This is a genomic window from Streptomyces sp. NBC_01314 (assembly GCF_041435215.1).
Classification (GTDB): Bacteria; Actinomycetota; Actinomycetes; order Streptomycetales; family Streptomycetaceae; genus Streptomyces.
The window spans coordinates 4,425,589-4,445,461 of record NZ_CP108394.1; the positions used below are offsets into that span (position 1 = coordinate 4,425,589).

Consider the following 19,873-nt stretch of genomic DNA (forward strand, 5'->3'; position numbering starts at 1 on the left):
GGTAACCGGACAGTGGTTGTCGGGTATCCGCGCGAGACTCGACGTATGCCGGAGAAACTTTCGAACTGGGGCGCGTTCGTCGCCGCCGAACCCGAGCTCGCGCAGACTGTCGAGGGGCGCTTCGGCGCCTTCACCCATCACGTCCTCGCCACCCTCCGCAGGGACGGCTTCCCGCGTACGACCGGGCTGGAGGTCCGGTTCGTGAACGGGGAGCTGTGGCTGGGGATGATGCCGGACTCGCGCAAGGCGCGCGATCTGCGCCGCGATCCCCGTTTCTCGCTGCAGGCCAACCCGGGTCCCGGAACGGGGATGGGCGGCGGTGACGTACGGGTGAGCGGGCGGGCGGTCGAGGTCGACGACCCCGCGGTCAAGGCGGCGTACGGCGAAGAGGTGGAACCGCCGGAGCCGTTCCACCTCTTCCGCACCGAGCTGACGGAGGTCGTACGGACCTACGTCGAGGACGACAAGTACCTGGTGGTCCAAGTCTGGAAGCCCGGAGAGCCGGTGCGGACCCTCAAGCGGACCTGAGCCTCTAGCGGACCTGAGCCTCTAGCGGACCTGAGCCTCTAAAGGCTCACTCCCACTCGATCGTCCCCGGGGGCTTGCTCGTCACGTCGAGGACGACCCGGTTGACGTCCGCGACCTCGTTGGTGATGCGGGTGGAGATCTTCGCGAGGACCTCGTACGGCAGCCGGGACCAGTCGGCGGTCATGGCGTCCTCGGAGGAGACGGGGCGAAGGACGATGGGGTGGCCGTAGGTGCGGCCGTCGCCCTGGACACCGACGGACCGGACGTCCGCCAGCAGCACCACCGGGCACTGCCAGATGTCACGGTCGAGGCCGGCGGCCGTCAGTTCCTCGCGGGCGATGGCATCGGCCTCGCGGAGCAGGTCGAGCCGGTCCTTGGTGACCTCGCCGACGATCCTGATGCCGAGGCCGGGACCGGGGAAGGGCTGGCGCTGGACGATCTCCTCCGGGAGCCCCAGCTCCTGGCCGACCATCCGGACCTCGTCCTTGAAGAGCTGGCGAAGCGGCTCGATCAGCTTGAACTCGAGGTCCTCCGGCAGGCCGCCCACGTTGTGGTGGGACTTGATGTTGGCCGTGCCGGTGCCGCCGCCGGACTCGACGACGTCCGGGTAGAGGGTGCCCTGGACGAGGAACGCCACCTCGGGGCCCTCGTCGGCGATGATCTCCGCCTGGGCCTGCTCGAAGACGCGGATGAACTCGCGGCCGATGATCTTCCGCTTCTGCTCGGGGTCGGAGACCCCGGCGAGCGCCGTGAGGAACCGCTCCTCCGCGTCCACCACCTTCAGCTGGACGCCGGTCGCGGCGACGAAGTCCTTCTCGACCTGCTCGGTCTCGTTCTTGCGCATCAGACCGTGATCGACGTACACGCAGGTCAGCTGGGAGCCGATGGCCTTCTGCACGAGGGCCGCGGCGACCGCGGAGTCCACACCGCCGGACAGGCCGCAGATCGCGCGCTTGTCGCCGACCAGCTCGCGGATGGCCTCGACCTGCTCCTCGATGACGTTGCCGGTGGTCCAGCTCGGGGTGATGCCCGCGCCCCGGTAGAGGAAGTGCTCCAGGACCTGCTGGCCGTGCGTGGAGTGCATGACCTCCGGGTGGTACTGGACGCCGTACAGCTTCTTCTCGTCGTTCTCGAAGGCGGCGACCGGTACGACGTCGGTGGACGCCGTCACCGTGAAGCCCTCGGGGGCGGCGGAGCAGGCGTCGCCGTGGGACATCCACACGGACTGCTCGTCGGGGGTCCCCTCGAAGAGGGTGCTGCCGGCCTTGGAGACGTGCAGGGGCGTACGGCCGTACTCGCGCGCCCCTGTGTTGTCGACCGTGCCGCCGAGGGTCGTGGCCATCAGCTGGAAGCCGTAGCACATGCCGAAGACGGGGACACCGGCCTCGAAGAGCGCGCGGTCGAGGCGGGGAGCGTTCTCGGCGTAGACCGAGGAGGGGCCGCCGGAGAGGATGATCGCCGCCGGGTTCCTGGCGAGCATCTCCGCGACCGGCATGGTGCTCGGCACGATCTCGCTGTAGACCCGGGCCTCGCGGACCCGTCGGGCGATGAGCTGGGCGTACTGGGCGCCGAAGTCGACGACCAGGACGGTGTCGGGGACGGCGGCAGCGGGGTTCGCTGATGACACGGGGTGCCTTCCGGCGGTCGGGCGGGGGTCTGTGCGGTCGAGTCTACCGGGGTGCCGTCACGTGGGGCGGGCCACTGGCGGCTCCGCGCCCGGCCCCCAGGACCTTCGCCCACCGCCGTTCGACTCTCTCGGAGGAGGAGAGAACACCGCTGGAAAGCCATGGCATACTGACCCCCATGCTCACGCACCCGACCTTCGTCTTTACCTATGGCAACCGGCCCACCGGCTGCCATGGTCGTGTTGCTTGAGCTACTGACTAGCGACTTCCCCAGGCGCCCCGGGCCGACAAGGTCCGGGGCGTCTGGCGTTTTCCGGGTCTTGCCGCTTCGGGGAGCTTCCGCAGACTTTTGACGAGGAGCCCAGAGATGACCATCACCTCCACCGAGAAGACCGGCGCCCGAACTTCCGAGGCGGCCGGTGTGATCAGCGGTGCCCGTGAGCGCATCGACGCGCTGGACGACCGGATCATCGGCCTGATCCAGGAACGGGTGGCGGTCTCCGCCGTGATCCAGGAGGCCCGGATCGACTCCGGCGGCCGCCGGGTGAACCTCTCCCGCGAGATGGAGATCCTCGCCCACTACAGGGACGCCCTCGGCAAGCCCGGCACCGCGCTCGCCATGACCCTGCTGGAGCTGTGCCGGGGTCGCATCTGACCGGCGCGCGTACGTACGTCCGCCTTCTCACCCGCACGGCGCGTGACCGTCGCACGACACGCTTCGTTGGTGTCGGTGTCCGGGCCGGCCAGGTCCGGGCCCGAAAGAACCACGCGTGGCTCCGCTGGAGCGATGAGGCGTACGGATCGTGCCGTGCGCCGTGGGACCTCGCTCCAGGCTTGTGACCGGACGGCAGGGGACAGCGGCCCGGTCACGCGAGAGAACGGTCGGCTCCGGGGACGCCCGGGGCCGGCCGGCGGAATCTGTTCCGGGGCGGTCGAAGCGGTTACGGACGCCGTGGCCGTCCCTCACGACGCGGAACGGTCCGCGACCGACCGCCCTGGGGCCGACACCGGGCGCCCGCCCCCGGTGCACCGGGGCGCCGACCCCGGATCCACCTTCCGGACCAGCGGCGCGATCCCCCGGCGCCGCTTCGAGGCACCGGCGCCGCCCTGACGTCGGTGCTGACGCGGAAAGGCCCCGCGGCTTCCGTCCCGCGGGGCCCTCCGTCACGCCGTGGCCCGTTCAGCCGGCGAGCTTCTCCACCTTCGCGACCTGCGCGTCGAGGATCTCGGCCGGCACCTCGGCCTTGTCCGCGTCGAGCATGTTCATCGAGGAGAACTCGATGAGCGTCGAGCCGACGCGCACCACCGTGAAGGACATCGGGATCTTCGCACCCTCGATGTCGCCCTTCAGCTTGTACGAGACGGCCTCGTCGCCCTGCTCGGGGGCGGTGAGAGTCTCGATCTCGGTGTACTTGTTGCCGACGTGCTCGTATCCGTCGCAGCTCTCCGTCGCCTTGCGCAGGTCGGCCATCACCTTCTCGGCGTCGCTCTGCTCGTGCGCGGCGAGGGCGAGGGCGATGACGCTGGCGGAGAGCTCGTCCACCGAGGTGACTCGGAGTCCCGCGCGGGCCTTCGCCTGCGGGTCGGAGGTGAAGAAGAACATGTTCGCGAGGGGCTGGCAGGCGGCCGGCTCCGCGGGAACGGCCTCGGCGGGCATTTCCTCCGCGGACATGTCGCTGATCTTGTAGCCCTTGACGTCACCCTTCGTGAGGGCGGCCTCCTTCAGCTGGGCCTCGGTCAGCGCGGCCTTCCCGGCCCCGTCCTGCTCGTCCTTCGCGTCCCCGGCGGCCGAGGCGGTGCCGGCGACCGACGGCTTCGCGTCCGCGCCCTCGTCGCCGCCCCCACCACAGGCCGCGGTGAACCCCAGCGCGGCCGCGACCGAGACGGCCACCGCCGCCCGCGACATCTTCGACTTCATGTCCCCCACCTTCACGTCCCCCACCCTTACGGCTTTCATCACATGCCCCACAGAGGCCTCACAGGCCACATCAGATCATGTGCGCGACGGGGTGCCACAACCGGTTTCGGGTATCACTTCAGCCTCAGCGACATGTGACTCACGTCACGCGAAAAAACTGTGATCGCAAGGGCAACCCTTCACACGACTCACCAGTCACACCTGGCACACGAGAGAAGGACCCGCACTCGGAGGGGGGTGCGGGTCCTTCTCCGCTGTCACTTCTCCTGTGCCGATCGCGGCGGCACCGTCGGCACCGGTACCAGCGGCAGCCGCAGCGCGCCGAAGGCGTCCGCCGGGACCGCCGGGTGCAGGGGCTCCACCGGGCCGAGACGTTCGTAGCCGGCGCCGGGGGCGGGGCGGTGGTCGGGCTCGCCGTTGTTGGGCCAGTACGACATCGCGCGCTCGGCCTGCGCGGTGATGGTCAGGGACGGGTTCACGCCCAGGTTCGCGGAGACGGCCGCGCCGTCGACGACGGAGATGCCGGGGTGGCCGTAGAGGCGGTGGTACGGGTCGATGACGCCGTCGGCCGCGGTGGCACCGATGGGGCAGCCGCCGAGGAAGTGCGCGGTGAGGGGGGTGCCCATCAGCTCGCCCACATTGCTGCCGGCGAAGCCGTTGATCTCCGCGGCGATGGTGGAGGCGGCCGTCGAAGCGGCCTCGATCTGCTTGGGGTTGGGCGCGCCATGGCCCTGACGTGCCGTCAACAGGCCTTTGCCCAGGCCCTTCGGCTTCAGATGCGTCGACAGGGAGTTGTCCAGAGACTGCATGACCAGGCCGATGATGGTCCGCTCCGACCAGCGGCGATTGGAGAGGGAACGGGCCACCAGCAAGGGGTGTTTCGCGGCGTGCGCCAGCCAGCCGAGCACGCGGGAGGCGTCCGACGCGGTGCCGCCCGCGTACGGGACCTGGAGGATCGACAGGCCACCCATCGCGTTGGAGCCCCTGCCGTAGCGGACCGGCTCGATGTGGGTGTTCTCGTCGGGGTGGATGGAGGAGGTGATCGCCACGCCGCGGGTGAAGTCGACCTCGGGCGCGCCGTGGGCCTTGCGGTAGCGGCGCCTGTCGGTCTGGGCGCCGACCAGGGCCTCCGAGTTGGTGCGGGTCAGCATGCCCAACCGGTCCGAGATGTGCGGCAGTTGGCCGTTCGCCTTCATACGGTGCAGCAGGGTCTGGGTGCCGTAGGTGCCGGCCGCGAGGACGACGCGGCGGGCCTTCAGCACCCGGGAGGCACCCTTGCGGCGCTTGTCGGTCGGGAGGGTCGTGACGGCGTAGCCGCCCTGCGAGTCCTCGGTGAGGGCGACGACCGTGGTCATCGGGTGGACGACCGCGCCCGCCTTCTCGGCGAGGTGGAGGTAGTTCTCGTTGAGGGTGTTCTTCGCGCCGTGGCGGCAGCCGGTCATGCACTCGCCGCACTCGGTGCAGGCGTTGCGGGCGGGGCCCGCGCCGCCGAAGTAGGGGTCCGCCACCTGGTCGCCTGGGACCGCCTTCGCCTTGCCGTCGGCGTCCTCGCCGTCGCCGAAGAAGACGCCGACCGGGGCGAGGTGGAAGCTGTCACCGACGCCCATCCGCTCGGCGGCGGCCTTCAGGTGCACGTCCGAGGGGGTCATCGTCGGGTTGAGCCGTACGCCGAGCATGCGGCGGGCCTGGTCGTAGTACGGCTTCAGCTCCTCCTGCCAGTCGGTGATGTCCTTCCACTGCGGGTCCTCGAAGAACGGTTTCGGCGGTACGTAGAGGGTGTTGGCGTAGTTGAGGGAGCCGCCGCCCACGCCGGCTCCCGCCAGCACCATGACGTTGCCGAGCAGGTGGATGCGCTGGAGGCCGTACATGCCGAGGGCCGGGGCCCACAGGTAGTTCTTCAGGTCCCAGGAGTTCCTGGGGAGGGTGGCGCGGGTGAAGCGGCGGCCCGCTTCGAGGACGCCGACTCGGTAACCCTTCTCGGTCAGGCGCAGGGCGGTGACCGAACCGCCGAAGCCCGATCCGACCACGATGACGTCGTAGTCGTAAGCGTCTTGAGGCACGTTTGCTCCTCGTTGAGTGTCCGTGCGGGCCGTCCGTGGTCGCTCGCGCCGTTCCCCGTGCCGCGCCCCCGAAAGGGGGCGCGCCTTCAGCGCAGCCTCAGTGCCTTCATCACCCTCAGGCTGCGGCTCATGAACTGGGCGTACTTCTCGTCGTCCATGCCGAGGGACGGGGCCATCGGGAGCAGGCGCTGCTGGGCGACCGTCTGGGCCTCGGTGTACTTGAGGATGCCCTCGGAGCCGTGGCGGCGGCCGAGGCCGGAGTCCTTCATGCCGCCCATCGGGGACTGGACGCTGCCGTAGGCGGAGGCGTAGCCCTCGTTGACGTTGACGGTGCCGGCGCGTACGCGGGAGGCGACCTCGCGGCCGCGGCGGCCGTCCTTGGTCCAGACGGAGGCGTTGAGGCCGTACGCCGTGGAGTTGGCCTCCGCGACGGCTTCGTCCTCGTCCGTGAAGCGGTAGATGGAGACGACCGGACCGAAGGTCTCCTCCGTGCACACGGACATGGGTTCCGTGACGCCGTCGAGGATCGTGGGCTCGTAGAAGTAGGGGCCGATGTCGGGGCGGGCCACGCCGCCCGCGACGACCTTCGCGCCCTTCTCCACGGCCTCGTCGACGTGGCGGGTGACGGTCTCCAGCTGGCGTTCGCCGACGAGGGAGCCCATCTCGGCGCCGTACGCGAGGGACTTGCCGAGGCGCATGGCCTTGGTACGGGCGGCGAAGCGCTCCAGGAAGGCGTCGGCGACGGACTCGTGGACGTACAACCGCTCGATGGAGATGCAGAGTTGGCCGGCGGAGGAGAAGCAGGCGCGGACGGCGCCCGCGGCCGCCTTCTCGATGTCGGCGTCCTGAAGGACCAGCATCGCGTTCTTGCCGCCGAGTTCGAGGGAGACGCCGACGAGTCGGGCGGCGGCGCCCTGGGCGACCTCGCGGCCGGTGCGGGTGGAGCCGGTGAAGGAGACGTAGTCGGCGTGCCTGACGACCTCGGGGCCGATGACGGGGCCCTCGCCGAGGACGACCTGGAAGACATCGGCGGGCAGCCCGGCCTCGATGAGCAGGTCACGGGCCCACAGGGCGGTCAGGCAGGTCTCCGTGTCGGGCTTCATCACGACCGCGTTGCCCGCGACGAAGGCCGGGATCGCGTCGCCGACCGAGAGTTCGAGCGGGTAGTTCCAGGGGGCGATCTGACCGATCACACCGCGCGGGTGGCGGAGTTCGGTGACCTTGGTGAGCGTCGGTACGGCGCCGGTGTGCCGCTTCGGCTTCAGGTAGAAGGGGGCCTTGCGCCCGTAGTGGCGGGCGGCGACCGCGACGGCCTGGACCTCCTCGTGGGCGTGGAGGCGGGCCTTGCCGGTCTCCAGCTGGATGAGGTCGAGCACCTCGGCCTGGCGTTCCAGCACCAGGTCGTGGAAGCGGAGGAGGACGGCGGCCCGCTCGCGCACGGGACGCTGGGCCCAGACGGCCTGGGCGGCGCGGGCCCGCTCGTAGGCCTTCTCCACGTCCTCGGGGGTGGACTCCGGCAGGTCGGCCAGCTTCTCGCCGGTGAACGGCGTGTGGTTGGCGGTCCGGCCGGAGCCGGCCACGCCCTTGGTGAGCTGGGCGACCAGTTCCGGAGTGACCACGTCGGCGGCGGTACGGGCGCCCTGCGGCGCCGCCGCGAGGGGGTTGGTGCCGGTCGTCCGTGCCGTGCCGGTCTTTTCGGGGGCCTGCGAGTCCGTCATGACGCGCAGGGTATTCCGGACCGGACGACTTTGGGTACCCGGCGGTAACAGGGATTCGCCGGGCGCACACACCGCGCCAGTGATCGCTGGCAACGAAGTCGCTGATCAGCGCGGCGGGCGGTGCCGTGCGGGCGCGAATGCGGCGTCGATCACCCCGTTCGAAACTTCGGCCGCTCCCCTGCTCACGGAGCTTCGGCCGGCCCGCGCGCCCGCGAACACCCCGCTGTCGTACCGATGCGCGTCGTGCGGCTGTTCGCCGTCGTCGCTCATGCCCCTCACCGCCGGCCGGTGGACCGGACGGCTAACGCCACCGGTCCCACAACCGCTGGGCCCACCCGTACCGTTCGCGGTGCTTGGGCAGGGCCGTGCGGCCGACCGCGGCGGCGAGCTTGCGCAGCCGTCGCCAGTCCAGGGGCGGCTTGGGCTCGGGGACGCCGGGGCGGTCGCGGGGCACGCGGACGCGCAGGGCCTTCGCCGAGACCCGGCAGTGGACGGGGGTGGGCAGGAGGAGCGCCTCGCCGTCGACGCCGACCTCGATCTCGGGCCGGTCGGCCTCGACGACGATCTCGTCGGCGACGAGGAGGCTGAGCCCTGGAGCGTTCGGACCGAGCACGAGCCCCGCGGCCTCGGCGGCGCTGTCGACACGGACGCCGACGACGCCCAGTACCCCGGCGTCCAGCCGTTCGCGGCGGCCGAGGCCGACGAGGTCGTCGCTGCGGTAGACGTTGTTGCTGACGAGGACGGCCTGGGGCGCGTCGATGACGGCATCCCCGATGCGGGCGGTGAGCCGCGGTCCCCGCTGGTGCGTGAGCAGTTCGGGCAGCAGCTGCAGGGTGGTGCGGACCTTGTCGTCGCGGTAGGCGGGGCTCTGCACGACGGCGGCGTACGCGCCGAAGGAGGCGTTGTTGACGAAGGGATGGCCGCTGGCGTAGCCGAGGTCGACGTGGAGTTCGACGCCCTTGTCCGTGAGGGCGTCGAGGCAGGCGGCGGGGTTGTCGCGGTCGAGGCCGAGGTCCATGGCGAAGTGGTTGCGGGTGCCGGCGGAGATCACGAGGAGGGGGACGTCGTACGCCGCCGCGATGGCGGCGACCTGGGCCTGGGTGCCGTCGCCGCCCGCGACGCCGAGCAGGTCGGCGCCGTTCCTGACGGCGTCGCGGGCCAGTACGGCGACGTCCTCGTGGTGCGCGGGGTCGAGCAGATGGACCGTGGCGCCGAGTCGCTCGGCCCTCTCCTTCAGCCGGAAGCTCCCGACTTTTCCGCCCCCCGACCTGGGGTTCATGATGAGGAAGGGGCGGGTGGGGGCGGGGGTGCGGTGCTCGGGCACGTGCACCTGGTGGGACTTGGTGCTGCTGAGGGCGAACTTGCCGGACCAGACGGCGACGGCCCACAGGGCGGCGGAGACGATCACGACCCACAGCAGGTTGACGGCGGCGAACCACCAGATGACGCCGACCGGCGCGGCCACGGCCAGCGCGCCCGCCGCGATCCGGACGGCGCCGCGGTGGACCAGGACCCACCACAGCGCGGCCACGGTGAGGCCGGCGCCCAGCACGACGCCGGCGACGAGCAGGAGGCTCGCCTCGCGTGCGGAGCCGAGCGGCAGCAGTACGGCGAGCACGGCGCAGCCGAGTGCGGCCCTGGCCGCCCAGCGCTGTCTCGCGTGAGCCCGCACGTCCAGGTGTTCGATGCCCACGCTCGCTCGCCCTTCGCGCCGATCATGCACTTGACACGGCATGTTAGGCGCAAGAGGCCGCACAAGGCGATGGCTCCCGGACACCGGCCACGTCCCCCCTCGGCCGTCTTCACCACACAGCGAAGGGCGACACACGGCCAGAAAATCCCATGAATGCTTTCGATCCGGTCATTTCTCCCCAACTGCCTTACCCCGCTTGGCATTTGTTAGAGCGAGCCGCCTATAGTCCGGCTTGCTCGCGCGAGCAGGCCGTGCGGGCGCTCCCCCGTCGCGGACGTTCCGGCCGGATCCCACGCCCGGGGACGACAATCGCCTGCCGTCGGATCGTTCGAAGGACAGGTGGCCGTGCGTCGGCTCTGGGGTTGTCTGATCATCTGCGCTGCGACAGTCGCGGCCCTCCTCATCTCGGACACGCGCGACAGCGCGGCGGCCGACCGCAACGAGGCCACGTACTCCTACGGTTCGCACACCCGGCAGACCCTCGACGCCTACTGGAACGCCGCCGGCGAGGAACGGAACGGGACACAGCCGGGCATCGTGATCCTGCACGGCGGTCACTGGTCCGAGGACACCGGCTGGGCCACCTGGGCACGGACCTTCGCGGACGCCGGATACGCCGTCTTCGCCGTCGACTACCGGCTGAACTTCGACGCCCCGTGGCCGGCCCAGCGGACCGACGCCCTGTCCGCGCTCGACTGGATACGCGAGCACGCCACCGACTTCGACCTCGACACCAACCGGCTGGTTCTCCTGGGCTCGTCCTCCGGCGGCCAGCTGGCGACCACGGTCGCGACCTACCGCTCCGGCGCCTACGGACTCGACGGCGTGGTGGCGCTGTCTCCCGTCGTTTCCCCGTACCGCGCCTGGCAGGACGGCAACGCCGGCACCGCGACGGACGGGCAGCGCCGGCTCCGCGACAACGCCGTCATTCTCGCGCGCTGCGCCCCCGACGCGACGGACACCGACGCCGTCACGCCCCCCGGTTGCCGGGAGACCTGGAACGACATGGCGGCCAACAGCCGCGCCTCCGGTGCCGACGACGCCCCCATGTACCTGCTCCACTCCAAGGGCGACCCCGTGCCCGTTCGGCACTCGCTCGACCTCGAAGCGGCCGAGGAGGCCGACCACAACATGCCCGCCAACGGGGTCACGGTGAAGACGGTGGCGGGTTCCTCGCACGGCGGAGCGCTGTTGGACGAGCCGGGTGTGGCCGACCGGGTCCTGGCCTGGATCGCCGAGAGGACGTACTGAGCGCCACGAAGATCGCCCCTCCCCGCTCCACCACGCGCCCGCCACCGCCCGCTCGGCCCTGAACCCGGCCGTCGCCCTCCTGAGGCTCCTGAGGCTCCTGAGGCTCCTGAGGCTCCTGAGGCGGGCCTACATGTGGTCGAACTCCAGGTTGGCGATGGCCGTACGGGCGATCTCGCGGCCCTGCTCGGTGAAGTGCCCCTTGCCCGGATAGTCGATCCAGACCCGGTACATGTCGCCGTTGCCCGCCCTGTAGTACAGGACCCGTGCCTCACGCAGGCGCGGGGCCTGGCTGTTCGTGGTCGTGTACACGATGGTGTTCCCGGCGGCCTCACGGTCCTCGAACTTGGTCTCCTGCGGCCGCCCCTTCGGCGCGGGATCGTCGGCGATGTCCAGCGTGTACTCGCCGTCCTTGACCAGCTCCCAGTCGGCGTACGCCTCGTCCAGCGCGACGCCCGGGATCTCGTTCTCCTTGTCGTCCTTCTTGACGTCCCGGTCGATGTTGATCCGGATCAGCCCGCTCGGGTCGCTGTACTGCGCGAACGTGCCGTCCGTGACGTCCGGCTCGAACGTGTCCTTCACGAAGTCCCCGGGCACCCCCACGCTCGCGGCGACCTTCGAACCGAGGTCCCGCTGCTTCCAGCCGTCCGGCAGGGGTCCCGCGAAGGGGTCGGCGATCACCAGGTACGCCGTCACCGCCGCTGCCACGACCACCGCGCCGAGCCCGGCGAAGGTCCTGGCGCCGACGCGGATGCCCTTGGAGTTTCCGGCCGGGGGCCCGGCGATCCGCTGGACCACCTGGGTGGGCGCGGGCACCGGCGGGTTCGCGGCCGTCTCCAGCAGCTCGCGAACGCGGGCGGCGGTCGGGCGGCGCGCCGGGTCCTTCTGCAGCAGGCCGTCGATGGCCTCGGCGAGCGGGCCCGTGGCCGAGGCGGGCGCCGCCGGCGTGGCGTTGAGGACGGACTGCAGGGTCGCCGGCGTGTTGCTGCGCCGGAACGGCGACACGCCCTCCGTGACGGCGTAGAGGACGACACCGAGCGACCAGAGGTCCGACGCGGGGCCGGGCCGCTGGCCCAGCACCCGCTCGGGGGCGATGTACTCGGGCGAGCCGACGAAGCCGCCGGTGTCCGTCAGGTTCGTCTCGCCCTCGATCTGGGCGATGCCGAAGTCGGTGAGGACGACCCGGTCGTGGCGGCCGAGGAGGACGTTGTCCGGCTTGACGTCACGGTGCAGGATGCCCGCCGCGTGCGCGGCCTCCAGCGCGCCGAGCACGTCGAGCCCGATTCTCGCCGCGTCACGCACCCCGAGGGTGCCCTCCTGAAGCGCGTCGCCCAGCGAACGCCCCCGCACCAGCTCCATCACGATCCACGGCTGACCGTCCACGACCGCCACGTCGTGCACGTTGACGACCGACGGATGGTCGAGCCGGGCCGCCGCACGGGCCTCGCGGCGCATCCGCTCGAAGGCGTTGTCCCGTTCACGCTCGGGAAGATGGTCCGGTACGCGGGGTTCCTTGACGGCGACCTCACGATCCACCGTCTCGTCCTTCGCCCGCCACACCGTACCCATACCGCCATGGCCGAGCTTGGCGAGCAGCCGGTACCGACCGGCGATCAGCCGCCCGGTGCCGGGTTCCTGCGAGGCCTGCGGCTGCCGCGCCGGCGGCTGTGCCGGTGATGACGGCGCCGACTGTGCCACCACCCGCGTGGGCTGCGCGTACGGGTTCCCCGGGTACGGCACACTCGGCTGCGGCGGTTGCAGTCCGAAACTCGTCGGCTCATCCGGCCCGTAGCCGGACCCTTGACCAGATCCGTGACCAGATCCGTGACCAGATCCTTGACCGGAACCTTGGCCGGTTCCGTAAGGGGCGCCCCCGTTGCTGCTCATACGTTCATCTGTATCGCGGCAAGCGCTCCGGCATCCACCCCCGTCGCTTTCCGGTCACAGACCCGTGACGCGGAACACCACTTATCTCCGCTTTAGTTACGAACGAACGTATCCACCGCCACGTCGAAGTACTCCTTCGCCTCGCTCACCTTCCCGACCGGCGCCGACACCCACACGTCGTACAGCCGCCCGTCCTGCTCCCAGCACAGGTCGTACGTGTGCCGGGGCCCCTCCGCCGCGCTGAAACCGTCCCAGGTGAACTCCCAGAGCGCGGCGGGCGCCCCGTCGTGCGTGGTCTCGGCGACCCGGCCGTCGCGGTAGCCGGGGTTCGTGGAGGGCCCCTTCTCATGGGCGCGCCGCATCACCCCGGCCGGCCCGCCCTCCTCCGGGTCGTCGAGCTTGATACCGATGCGGATCACGTGCCCCGGCGACATGTAGAAGACCCGCTCCCCCTGCGGCTCCCGCGTGAAGTCGTCCGGCACGGCGAGGCTGAAGCCCTGGTCGTCCTCGGCGAGCCGGTACCCCGAGGGCACGGTCGGCGCGGTGGCCGCCCGTGAGCGTGTGACGGTGGGCGTGGCGTCGGCCGACGTACCCGGCGTGTCGTCCGTCGACGTGCCGGGTGTGTCGTCCGTCGACGTGCCGGACGCGCCGCCTGACGGGCCGGATGCGCCCGAGGGGGTCGGAGCACCCGTCGTACGCGACTCGCCCGGCGTCCGCGGTGCCGAACTGCTCGGCGTGTCGCCGCCACCGCCGCCGCTTCCGTCCTGCATCAGCAGCGCCGCCGCCGAGACGCCCGCCCCGGCCATCGCCGCCACCAGCGCGGCGGCGACCAGCACGCTCCGGGTGGAACGCGGCTGCCCCTGCTGCGCGGGCTGCTCCGGCAGGGCCGACTCCGGACCTGGAGCGGGCGGCCCCGACCGCGGCTGCCCGGCTGCCGACGCGTCCTGGGCGTCGGCCCCGGCAGCGGCCGTACGCTGCGCGTCCCGGCCCGGGCGTGGCACGTCCCGCCGGGTCGGGGTGTACCCGGTCGACGTCCGCGGGGTCTTCGTCGTCCTCGGTGTGCGCCCGGTCTCCCGGAAGGCCCTCAGCAGCCGCTCCGCCTCCGCCGCGTCGAGCCGCCGGTCCGGATCGCGTTCCAGCAGCCCCCGTACGACGGGGAGCAGCGGCGCGGCCTGCGGGGGCGGCCGGATCTCGTCGACGACGACCGCGTGCAGGATGCCGCCCAAGGAGTCCCGCCGGAACGGCGACTCCCCGCTGAGCACGGCACACAGCAGCGCGCCCAGCGACCACAGGTCGGACTCCGGCCCGGTGCGGTCCCCGGACATCCGCTCCGGCGCGGTGTACTCGGGCGAGCCGACGAAGGCCCCGCTCTCGGTGAGCGTGGTCGCGCCGGCGACCTGGGCGATGCCGAAGTCGGTGAGGACGACCCGGTCGGTGCCGGTCTCCAGCAGGACGTTCGCCGGTTTGAGATCGCGGTGCAGCACCCCGGCGTCGTGCGCCCGCCGCAGCGCGCCCAGCAGATCGATCCCGATCCGCGCGGCCTCCCGCGCGTCCACGGGCCCCTGGGCCCCGATCCGCTCCGCGAGCGAGCCGCCGTCGATCAACTCCATGACGATGTACGGGCGTTCGTCCTGCTCGACCACGTCGTGCACGACGATGATGTGCGGGTGGCTGAGCCGGGCGACCGCGCGCGCCTCCCGCAGGGTGCGCTCGCGCCGCAGGCGGGACCGCTCCTCCGGGAGCGAGTCGTCGAGGGCCAGCTCCTTGACCGCCACCTGCCGACCGAGGAGCTCGTCGGTGGCGCGCCACACGATCCCCATCCCGCCGCGGCCGATCCTGGCCTCCAGCCGGTAACGCCCCGCAATGAGACGGACGTTCTCCCCCTCGGTCCCCATACGCCCCATCATGCCGCACCGGACCGAAACCCTCCGGTGCCGCGTGACGGCCTGGCCGACAAGCGACGTACGCACGACTGACGGGCGCCTCACGAGCGCCGTGCGGAAGGCTCACGCGTGAGGCCCCACGTGGGCCCGCGTATGGGCGGCGAGGTTCTTCGCGGTTCACGCCTGAGGCACCCCGCCCTCAGTCCCGCCTCAGCCCCGCCGCACTCCGCCTTTCCCCATGCCTCCCCGAAGCCTCACCGGCGCCTGCCCTATGCCGCGCCGCTGGTCACCGCTGGCGCGCCGCTGATCACCGCTGGCGCCGCACCGGTCACCACTGTCGCGCCATCGGCGACCGATGCCGCACCGTCGGCTCACCGCTGCGCCGGCCTCCAGCTGCGCAGCACCGCGTAGAACTGCTTCTCCGCCGTGTCCCAGTCCGCCGCGGGCGCGGACATGTAGATCGTGTACTCGACACCGTCCCGGGAGAGATACATCTGCTCGATCGCCCGGCGCGGCCCGGGGAAGTCCGTGTCCTTCGCCGGCGCGGTCCAGGTGAAGTCCCACAGGGCGCCCGGCCGGTCGCGGTAGATGTTCTCCTCCAAGCTCACCTGCCGGTATTCGGGTCGCGTCCGCACCTGCTCCTCCAGGTCGAGCTGGTGGTGGTACGGGCTGTCGAAGTCGGGCGAGTCGTCCACGGCGACCCGGAGGAAGTGCTCACGGTTGTCGGGGGTGTAGTCGATCTGTGTCCCCTTCACCTGCCGCTTCCACCCCTTGGGCAGGGCAAGGCTGAAACCCTCCGGGTCCTCGACCCGCTCCCACCCCTCGGGCACCGTGTCCGCCGACTCGTCCGCCCCGTCCGCCCCACCCGTGGCGGAGCCGTTCCCCGCACGCCAGACGTCCGCGTAGTGCGCAGCGACGGCACCACCACCGGCAACCAGCACGGCCAGCGCGAGGACGAGCGCGACCGTACGCCCCCGGCGCCGCTTGGCGGTGGGCTCGGCGGGGACGACGGGGGCAACGGAGGCGGGCTGATACTCGGTGGCCATCGGAGCAGCCGGGGTGCCGAAGCCACCGGTAGCGGACACGTGGCCCCCGGCGAAGGCCGCACCCCCGGTGGGGTGCCCCGGCACCTGCGCGTCACCCGCATACGCACCACGCGCACCACGTCCACCGTGCACGCCCTCTGCGCCACGCTCGCCCCCACCACCCGCACCACCGGGGCCGGCCACACCACCCGTACCGTCCCCCGCGCCCCCCTGCTGCTGCCGGGTCGGCACATACGCCTGCGCCACCCGTGGCCGACGCCCCTCCGCCGCCTCGGCGAGCATCTGCTCCGCCTCGTCCGCAGCGGGCCGTACGGCCGGGTCCTTGCACAGCAGCGCGGTGATGACGGGCCCCAACGGCCCGGCGTCCACCGGTTCGGCGGCCTCCTCGCTCACCACGGCCTGCATCGTGGTGAGCGGTGTGGTGCGCCGGAACGGCGACTTGCCCTCGACCGCCGTGTACAGCGTGGCGCCCAGCGACCACAGGTCGGAGGCGGGCCCTGGGTCGTGGCCGCGCACCCGCTCGGGGGCTATGTAGTCGACGGAACCGACGATCTCGCCGGTCCGTGTGATGGTCGTGTCACCCTCGACCTGCGCGATGCCAAAGTCGGTCAGCATGACCCGGCCGTCCTCGGCGAGCAGTACGTTGCCCGGCTTCACATCGCGGTGCAGTACACCGGCCCGGTGGGCGGCGCCCAGCGCGCGGAGCACCCACATCCCGATCCGCGCCGCCTCGCGTGCCTCGACGCGCCCCCGTTCCTTGACCGCGTCGGCCAGCGAGACGCCCTCGACCAACTCCATGACGATCCACGGCCGGTTGTCGTGTTCCAGCACGTCGTGCACGGTGACGACGGCCGAGTGGTTGATCCGTGCCGCCGCGCGCGCCTCCGCCCGGGTCCGCCGCAACAGGATGGCCTGCTCGCTCTCCGAGACATAGAGCGCGGCCGTCAACTCCTTGATCGCGACAGCCCGGTGCAGCACCTCGTCGTGCGCACGCCAGACCCGTCCCATGCCACCGCTGCCGATCGTGTCGACGAGCCGGTAGCGCCCCGCGAGGAGCAGCCCCTGCATCTGATTCACGTTGCCCCGCAATGTTCTTGACAGGTTCAGACTAGGGAGCGGCTCGCCGCCCGGGGAACCGGCCGGGCCGCACAGGGACAGCACTGTGACGGTTCTCGCTTCCGCGACCGGAGCGCAACCTTCCGCCGCCGGACCGAACCGCCGCTCAGCCGGTCGCCTTGTACGTGTCCGCCGCCTGCTCGTACAGCCGCGTGACCTCGTCCCGCTCCGCCTCCGGCCCGCGCAACTGCACCACGTGGTACCGCCCGTCGAGGAGGATGACGAGGTTTCGTACGTAGACGCCGCGGCCCTCGGAGTCCTGCCAGGTGAACTGCCCCTCGGCCGAGGTCACCCCGCCCACCTCGATCAACCGCATCCCGGTGGACGTGGCCCAGGAGGAGTCACGGAACGGCTGCAACTCGCGCTCGTCCTCCCGCTGGTACTTCAGCGGATCGCTGCCGTACGTCGCCGTGCTGTCCCGCCCGGAAACGAGAATCAGCTCGAAGTCGCCCTGGGAGTACACGATCTGGCCGCGCCCGTTCTTGGCGGCGCGGTCCCAGCCAGTGGCGACGGCGACCTGGAACCCCTCGGGGTCCTTGCGCAGGGTGAACCCCTGGGCGACCTCGGAGTCACCGGTCTGCGGTTGCGTCGCACCGGACGACTTCGACGGGCTCGCCCCGCTCTGCCCCTCCTCGCCGCCGTCGGGCGAGGTGGAGTTCCGGTCGGGCCGGGGCTCACTGCTCGCCGCCGGCGCCGAACTCTGCTGCCCGGCACGGTCCGTACGGCTGCTCGTGTCACCGCCCTCACTGCTCGGCGCGGCCTTCGGCATGAACACCATGGCGTACGTGACCGCCGCCACCAGCGCGAGCAGGATCAGCAGGATCAGGTTCCGGCCCAGTTTGCGGGGCTGCGGGGGCTTCTCCCGGGTGCGCTTGTGACGGGCGTGCGCGCTCGTCGCGGGCAGCCCGGCCCGGCGTCTGCGGACGAGCTCGCCCCGCCGCCGTACGATCGGCAGCCGGCTCGCGTCCACGGGCGGCGCCGGCACGACATGCGCACCGGCCTCGGGCTCGGGCGCCGACCGCACGAGGGAGCGCAGCCAGCCGCGCAGCTCCTCGAAGTCCAGCCGCTCGGTGGGGTCCTGACGCAGCAGCGACTCCACGACCGGCCGCAGCGGCCCGCACTCCTCGGCGAACGCCGGGGGCTCCGCGCACACCATCTGCACCAGCTCGGCGGTGTTCTCCTCCGGATACGGCGCGTGCCCCTGCACCGCCCGGAACAGCAGCGCCCCGAGCGCCCACAGATCCGTCGACGGCCCGATCGGCGCCGCCAGCTGCCAGTTCTCGTGCACCGGCCCGGCCTGCTCCGGCGCCCACCGCTCGGTGACCGGCCCGATCACAGCCATCCGCGCCTGTCGCGCCCGCTCGGCGGCGAGCGCGGTCGCGGGCCCTCGCCGGGGTACGGCCCCGCCGCCGGCGCCGTCCCAGGGGTCTGCGTCCGCGACGCCGGTGGGGTGCGGGGCAGACGTGTTTCCCACGGAGCCGGTGTGCCCGCCGCGGCCGTACGCGGGGTTGTCGTGCGTACCGGGGTCGTAGGCGGAGTCGCCGTACCCGGGGTCGCGCCGCGCGCCGTGTTCTGGTGCCGGGTGGGTGCCGGTGCCGTCGGCGTCGAAGGTGTCGCCGTGACCGCCCACCTCACCTGGCGCACCACCGAGTGGACCGCCGCCGTACGGCGAGGAGTCGCCGGGCGCCGAAGTCCCCCGGTCGTTGCCGCCGGGCGCGGCCGTCCCGCCGCGCGGCAGTGCGCCGTGCCAGGCGCTCGTGGCGCCGCCGTGCGCGAGGACACCGTAGGGGTCGGCGATCTGGCCGAGCGGCACCGGGCGCGTACCCGCGCCGGAAGCCGGGTCGCCGTCCCGTCCCGCTCCCGCCGCCGTACCGTCCTGCGGCGCCGGCCGCTGCGCGGGCAACCCCGCACCCGGCCCGCCCCCTTGGTCGTCCTGCACCCGGGCCGCGGCCCGCGCGCCCGCCCGGTACGCGGCGATCGCACCCGCCCGTGCCGCCCGAGCGTCCCCGCCGGCCTCCAGCGCGCGCTGCCCCCCGGAGGGGTCCGCGCCCGGCGCCGTCGCGCTTCCCGCCCGCGCCTCTATCGCGGCCCGCCGGGCGGCTTCGGGGTCCTCGACCGCGCCGCCGGGCCCGCCGCCACGGGAACCGCCGAACGTGCCCCCGTCCGCGCCCCGGGGCAGAGCGCTCCCGGGCGCCGACGCCCCGCGCGCCGCGGGAACACCACCGGGCGGCACCGGGTCATGGCGCGAGACCCGACCTCCACCGGGCCCCACGGCGGGCACTCCCGTGCCGCCGCCGGGTGCCCCGGGCGGACTGTCCTCGACCTCCCGCGCGGGTACCGGGTCGTATCCGCACAACGCCTCTTCCGCCGCCCCCGCCGCCAGCCCGGTCAGCATCACCCGGCCGTCGTCGCAGACCAGCACCGTGCGGGCGGTGATGTTCCGGTGGACCCAGCCGTGGGCGTGCAGCGCTCGCAGGGCGGTGAGCACGTCGGAGGCGATCTCGGCCGCCCGGTACGGGGTCAGCGGCTGCTCCGCGAGCAGCGCCGTGAGGGGCCGTGCGGACACCAGTTCGCTCACTATCCACAGCGAGCCGCCTTCGGCGAACACGTCGAAGACCTGGTCGAGCCGTGGATGGTCGGGGATCTGCGCGGCGGCCTGCGCGGCCTCGATGGCCCGCCGTACGGCCGGGTCCGCGGACCGGCGCGTGGTCCGCGCCGCACTCCGGCGCCCTCCGCCGTCCCGTGCCACATAACCCTCGGGCAGCCCGTCCGCGTCGAGCATCTCCGCCTCGACGACCTCGGGCAACGGCACCTGCCGTATCAGGACTTCCTGCCCGCTGTAGGTGTCGAACGCCCGGCTCTCGGGGGCGATCTCGTACTCGTCGGAAGGCGGCAGCGGCAGGCGGTAGCGGTCGGCGAGTACACGCCCCGCGTATGCGTCCACGATGCCCTCCCCCAGCCGCCCGGTCGGTCAATTCCGTTCGCCTTGCGTCCCGTTCCGGTCTGGATGCATACGGTCCGCAGCCCTACACGATACGTGCCGGAGGCAACTCACATTGACTCGATGCGATATCTCGTTCGTCTCGAATGCGCTCGAACGCTCTCGATCTTCCCCGGAAGGCACGTCCCCGAACTCACCAGGCGGGCACAA

Annotated in this window: 12 protein-coding genes; 3 read left to right on the plus strand and 9 right to left on the minus strand. The window is 72.1% G+C overall.

Going from position 1 to position 19,873, the window contains the following annotated elements:
- Positions 1 to 45 precede the first annotated feature (45 nt).
- Positions 46 to 528: a pyridoxamine 5'-phosphate oxidase family protein gene (locus OG622_RS19350; protein WP_371577585.1), complete on the plus strand. Its 483-nt coding sequence runs from the start codon at positions 46 to 48 to the stop codon at positions 526 to 528.
- A 46-nt stretch (positions 529 to 574) separates the two neighbouring features.
- On the opposite strand, the gene guaA is transcribed toward OG622_RS19350, so the two are convergent.
- Complete coding sequence (guaA, locus tag OG622_RS19355) at positions 575 to 2,155, minus strand: glutamine-hydrolyzing GMP synthase (RefSeq protein ID WP_371577587.1); 1,581 nt, start codon at positions 2,153 to 2,155, stop codon at positions 575 to 577.
- A gap of 365 nt (positions 2,156 to 2,520) precedes the next feature.
- Between guaA and OG622_RS19360 the strand changes: the two genes are divergently transcribed.
- Positions 2,521 to 2,808, plus strand: a complete 288-nt coding sequence (locus OG622_RS19360) for a chorismate mutase (RefSeq protein ID WP_371577589.1) — start codon at positions 2,521 to 2,523, stop codon at positions 2,806 to 2,808.
- 525 nt (positions 2,809 to 3,333) lie between these two features.
- Here OG622_RS19360 and OG622_RS19365 read toward each other — a convergent pair.
- From OG622_RS19365 to OG622_RS19380, 4 genes are all read right to left on the minus strand, one after another.
- Positions 3,334 to 4,071 carry a hypothetical protein gene (locus tag OG622_RS19365; RefSeq protein ID WP_371577591.1) on the minus strand — a complete coding sequence of 246 codons (738 nt, stop codon included), beginning with the start codon at positions 4,069 to 4,071 and terminating at the stop codon, positions 3,334 to 3,336.
- A 257-nt stretch (positions 4,072 to 4,328) separates the two neighbouring features.
- Positions 4,329 to 6,131 carry a GMC family oxidoreductase N-terminal domain-containing protein gene (locus OG622_RS19370; protein ID WP_371577593.1) on the minus strand — a complete coding sequence of 601 codons (1,803 nt, stop codon included), beginning with the start codon at positions 6,129 to 6,131 and terminating at the stop codon, positions 4,329 to 4,331.
- A gap of 86 nt (positions 6,132 to 6,217) precedes the next feature.
- On the minus strand, positions 6,218 to 7,849 hold the full coding sequence (locus tag OG622_RS19375; RefSeq protein ID WP_371577595.1) for a succinic semialdehyde dehydrogenase: 1,632 nt from the start codon (positions 7,847 to 7,849) through the stop codon (positions 6,218 to 6,220).
- A 301-nt stretch (positions 7,850 to 8,150) separates the two neighbouring features.
- Positions 8,151 to 9,542, minus strand: coding sequence for a diacylglycerol kinase family protein (locus OG622_RS19380; protein WP_371577597.1), 1,392 nt, complete (start codon positions 9,540 to 9,542; stop codon positions 8,151 to 8,153).
- A gap of 345 nt (positions 9,543 to 9,887) precedes the next feature.
- Between OG622_RS19380 and OG622_RS19385 the strand changes: the two genes are divergently transcribed.
- Entirely contained in the window at positions 9,888 to 10,793 is a 906-nt protein-coding gene (locus OG622_RS19385; protein WP_371577599.1) for an alpha/beta hydrolase, read from the plus strand.
- A 126-nt stretch (positions 10,794 to 10,919) separates the two neighbouring features.
- Here the strand turns inward: OG622_RS19385 and OG622_RS19390 are convergent, their stop codons facing one another.
- The 4 genes from OG622_RS19390 to OG622_RS19405 all read right to left on the minus strand — a co-directional run bounded on the left by OG622_RS19390 (position 10,920) and on the right by OG622_RS19405 (position 19,666).
- Positions 10,920 to 12,677, minus strand: coding sequence for a protein kinase (locus tag OG622_RS19390; RefSeq protein ID WP_371577601.1), 1,758 nt, complete (start codon positions 12,675 to 12,677; stop codon positions 10,920 to 10,922).
- Positions 12,678 to 12,769: 92 nt separating this feature from the next.
- Complete coding sequence (locus OG622_RS19395; protein ID WP_371577603.1) at positions 12,770 to 14,572, minus strand: protein kinase; 1,803 nt, start codon at positions 14,570 to 14,572, stop codon at positions 12,770 to 12,772.
- Positions 14,573 to 14,931: 359 nt separating this feature from the next.
- A complete protein-coding gene (locus OG622_RS19400) occupies positions 14,932 to 16,674 on the minus strand; it encodes a serine/threonine-protein kinase (RefSeq protein WP_371584147.1) in 1,743 nt (580 codons plus the stop codon).
- A 154-nt stretch (positions 16,675 to 16,828) separates the two neighbouring features.
- Positions 16,829 to 19,666 (minus strand): protein kinase, encoded by a 2,838-nt coding sequence (locus tag OG622_RS19405; RefSeq protein ID WP_371577604.1) that lies wholly within the window; start codon positions 19,664 to 19,666, stop codon positions 16,829 to 16,831.
- Positions 19,667 to 19,873: the final 207 nt, after the last annotated feature.

Bases quoted from the DNA above. Each gene is read 5' to 3' on its own strand.
- OG622_RS19350 (WP_371577585.1), top strand. From the start codon at position 46: ATGCCGGAGAAACTTTCGAACTGGGGCGCGTTCGTCGCCGCCGAACCC.
- OG622_RS19360 (WP_371577589.1), top strand. From the start codon at position 2,521: ATGACCATCACCTCCACCGAGAAGACCGGCGCCCGAACTTCCGAGGCG.
- OG622_RS19365 (WP_371577591.1), bottom strand. From the start codon at position 4,071: ATGAAGTCGAAGATGTCGCGGGCGGCGGTGGCCGTCTCGGTCGCGGCC.
- OG622_RS19375 (WP_371577595.1), bottom strand. From the start codon at position 7,849: ATGACGGACTCGCAGGCCCCCGAAAAGACCGGCACGGCACGGACGACC.
- OG622_RS19390 (WP_371577601.1), bottom strand. From the start codon at position 12,677: ATGAGCAGCAACGGGGGCGCCCCTTACGGAACCGGCCAAGGTTCCGGT.
- OG622_RS19395 (WP_371577603.1), bottom strand. From the start codon at position 14,572: ATGGGGACCGAGGGGGAGAACGTCCGTCTCATTGCGGGGCGTTACCGG.
- OG622_RS19400 (WP_371584147.1), bottom strand. From the start codon at position 16,674: ATGCAGGGGCTGCTCCTCGCGGGGCGCTACCGGCTCGTCGACACGATC.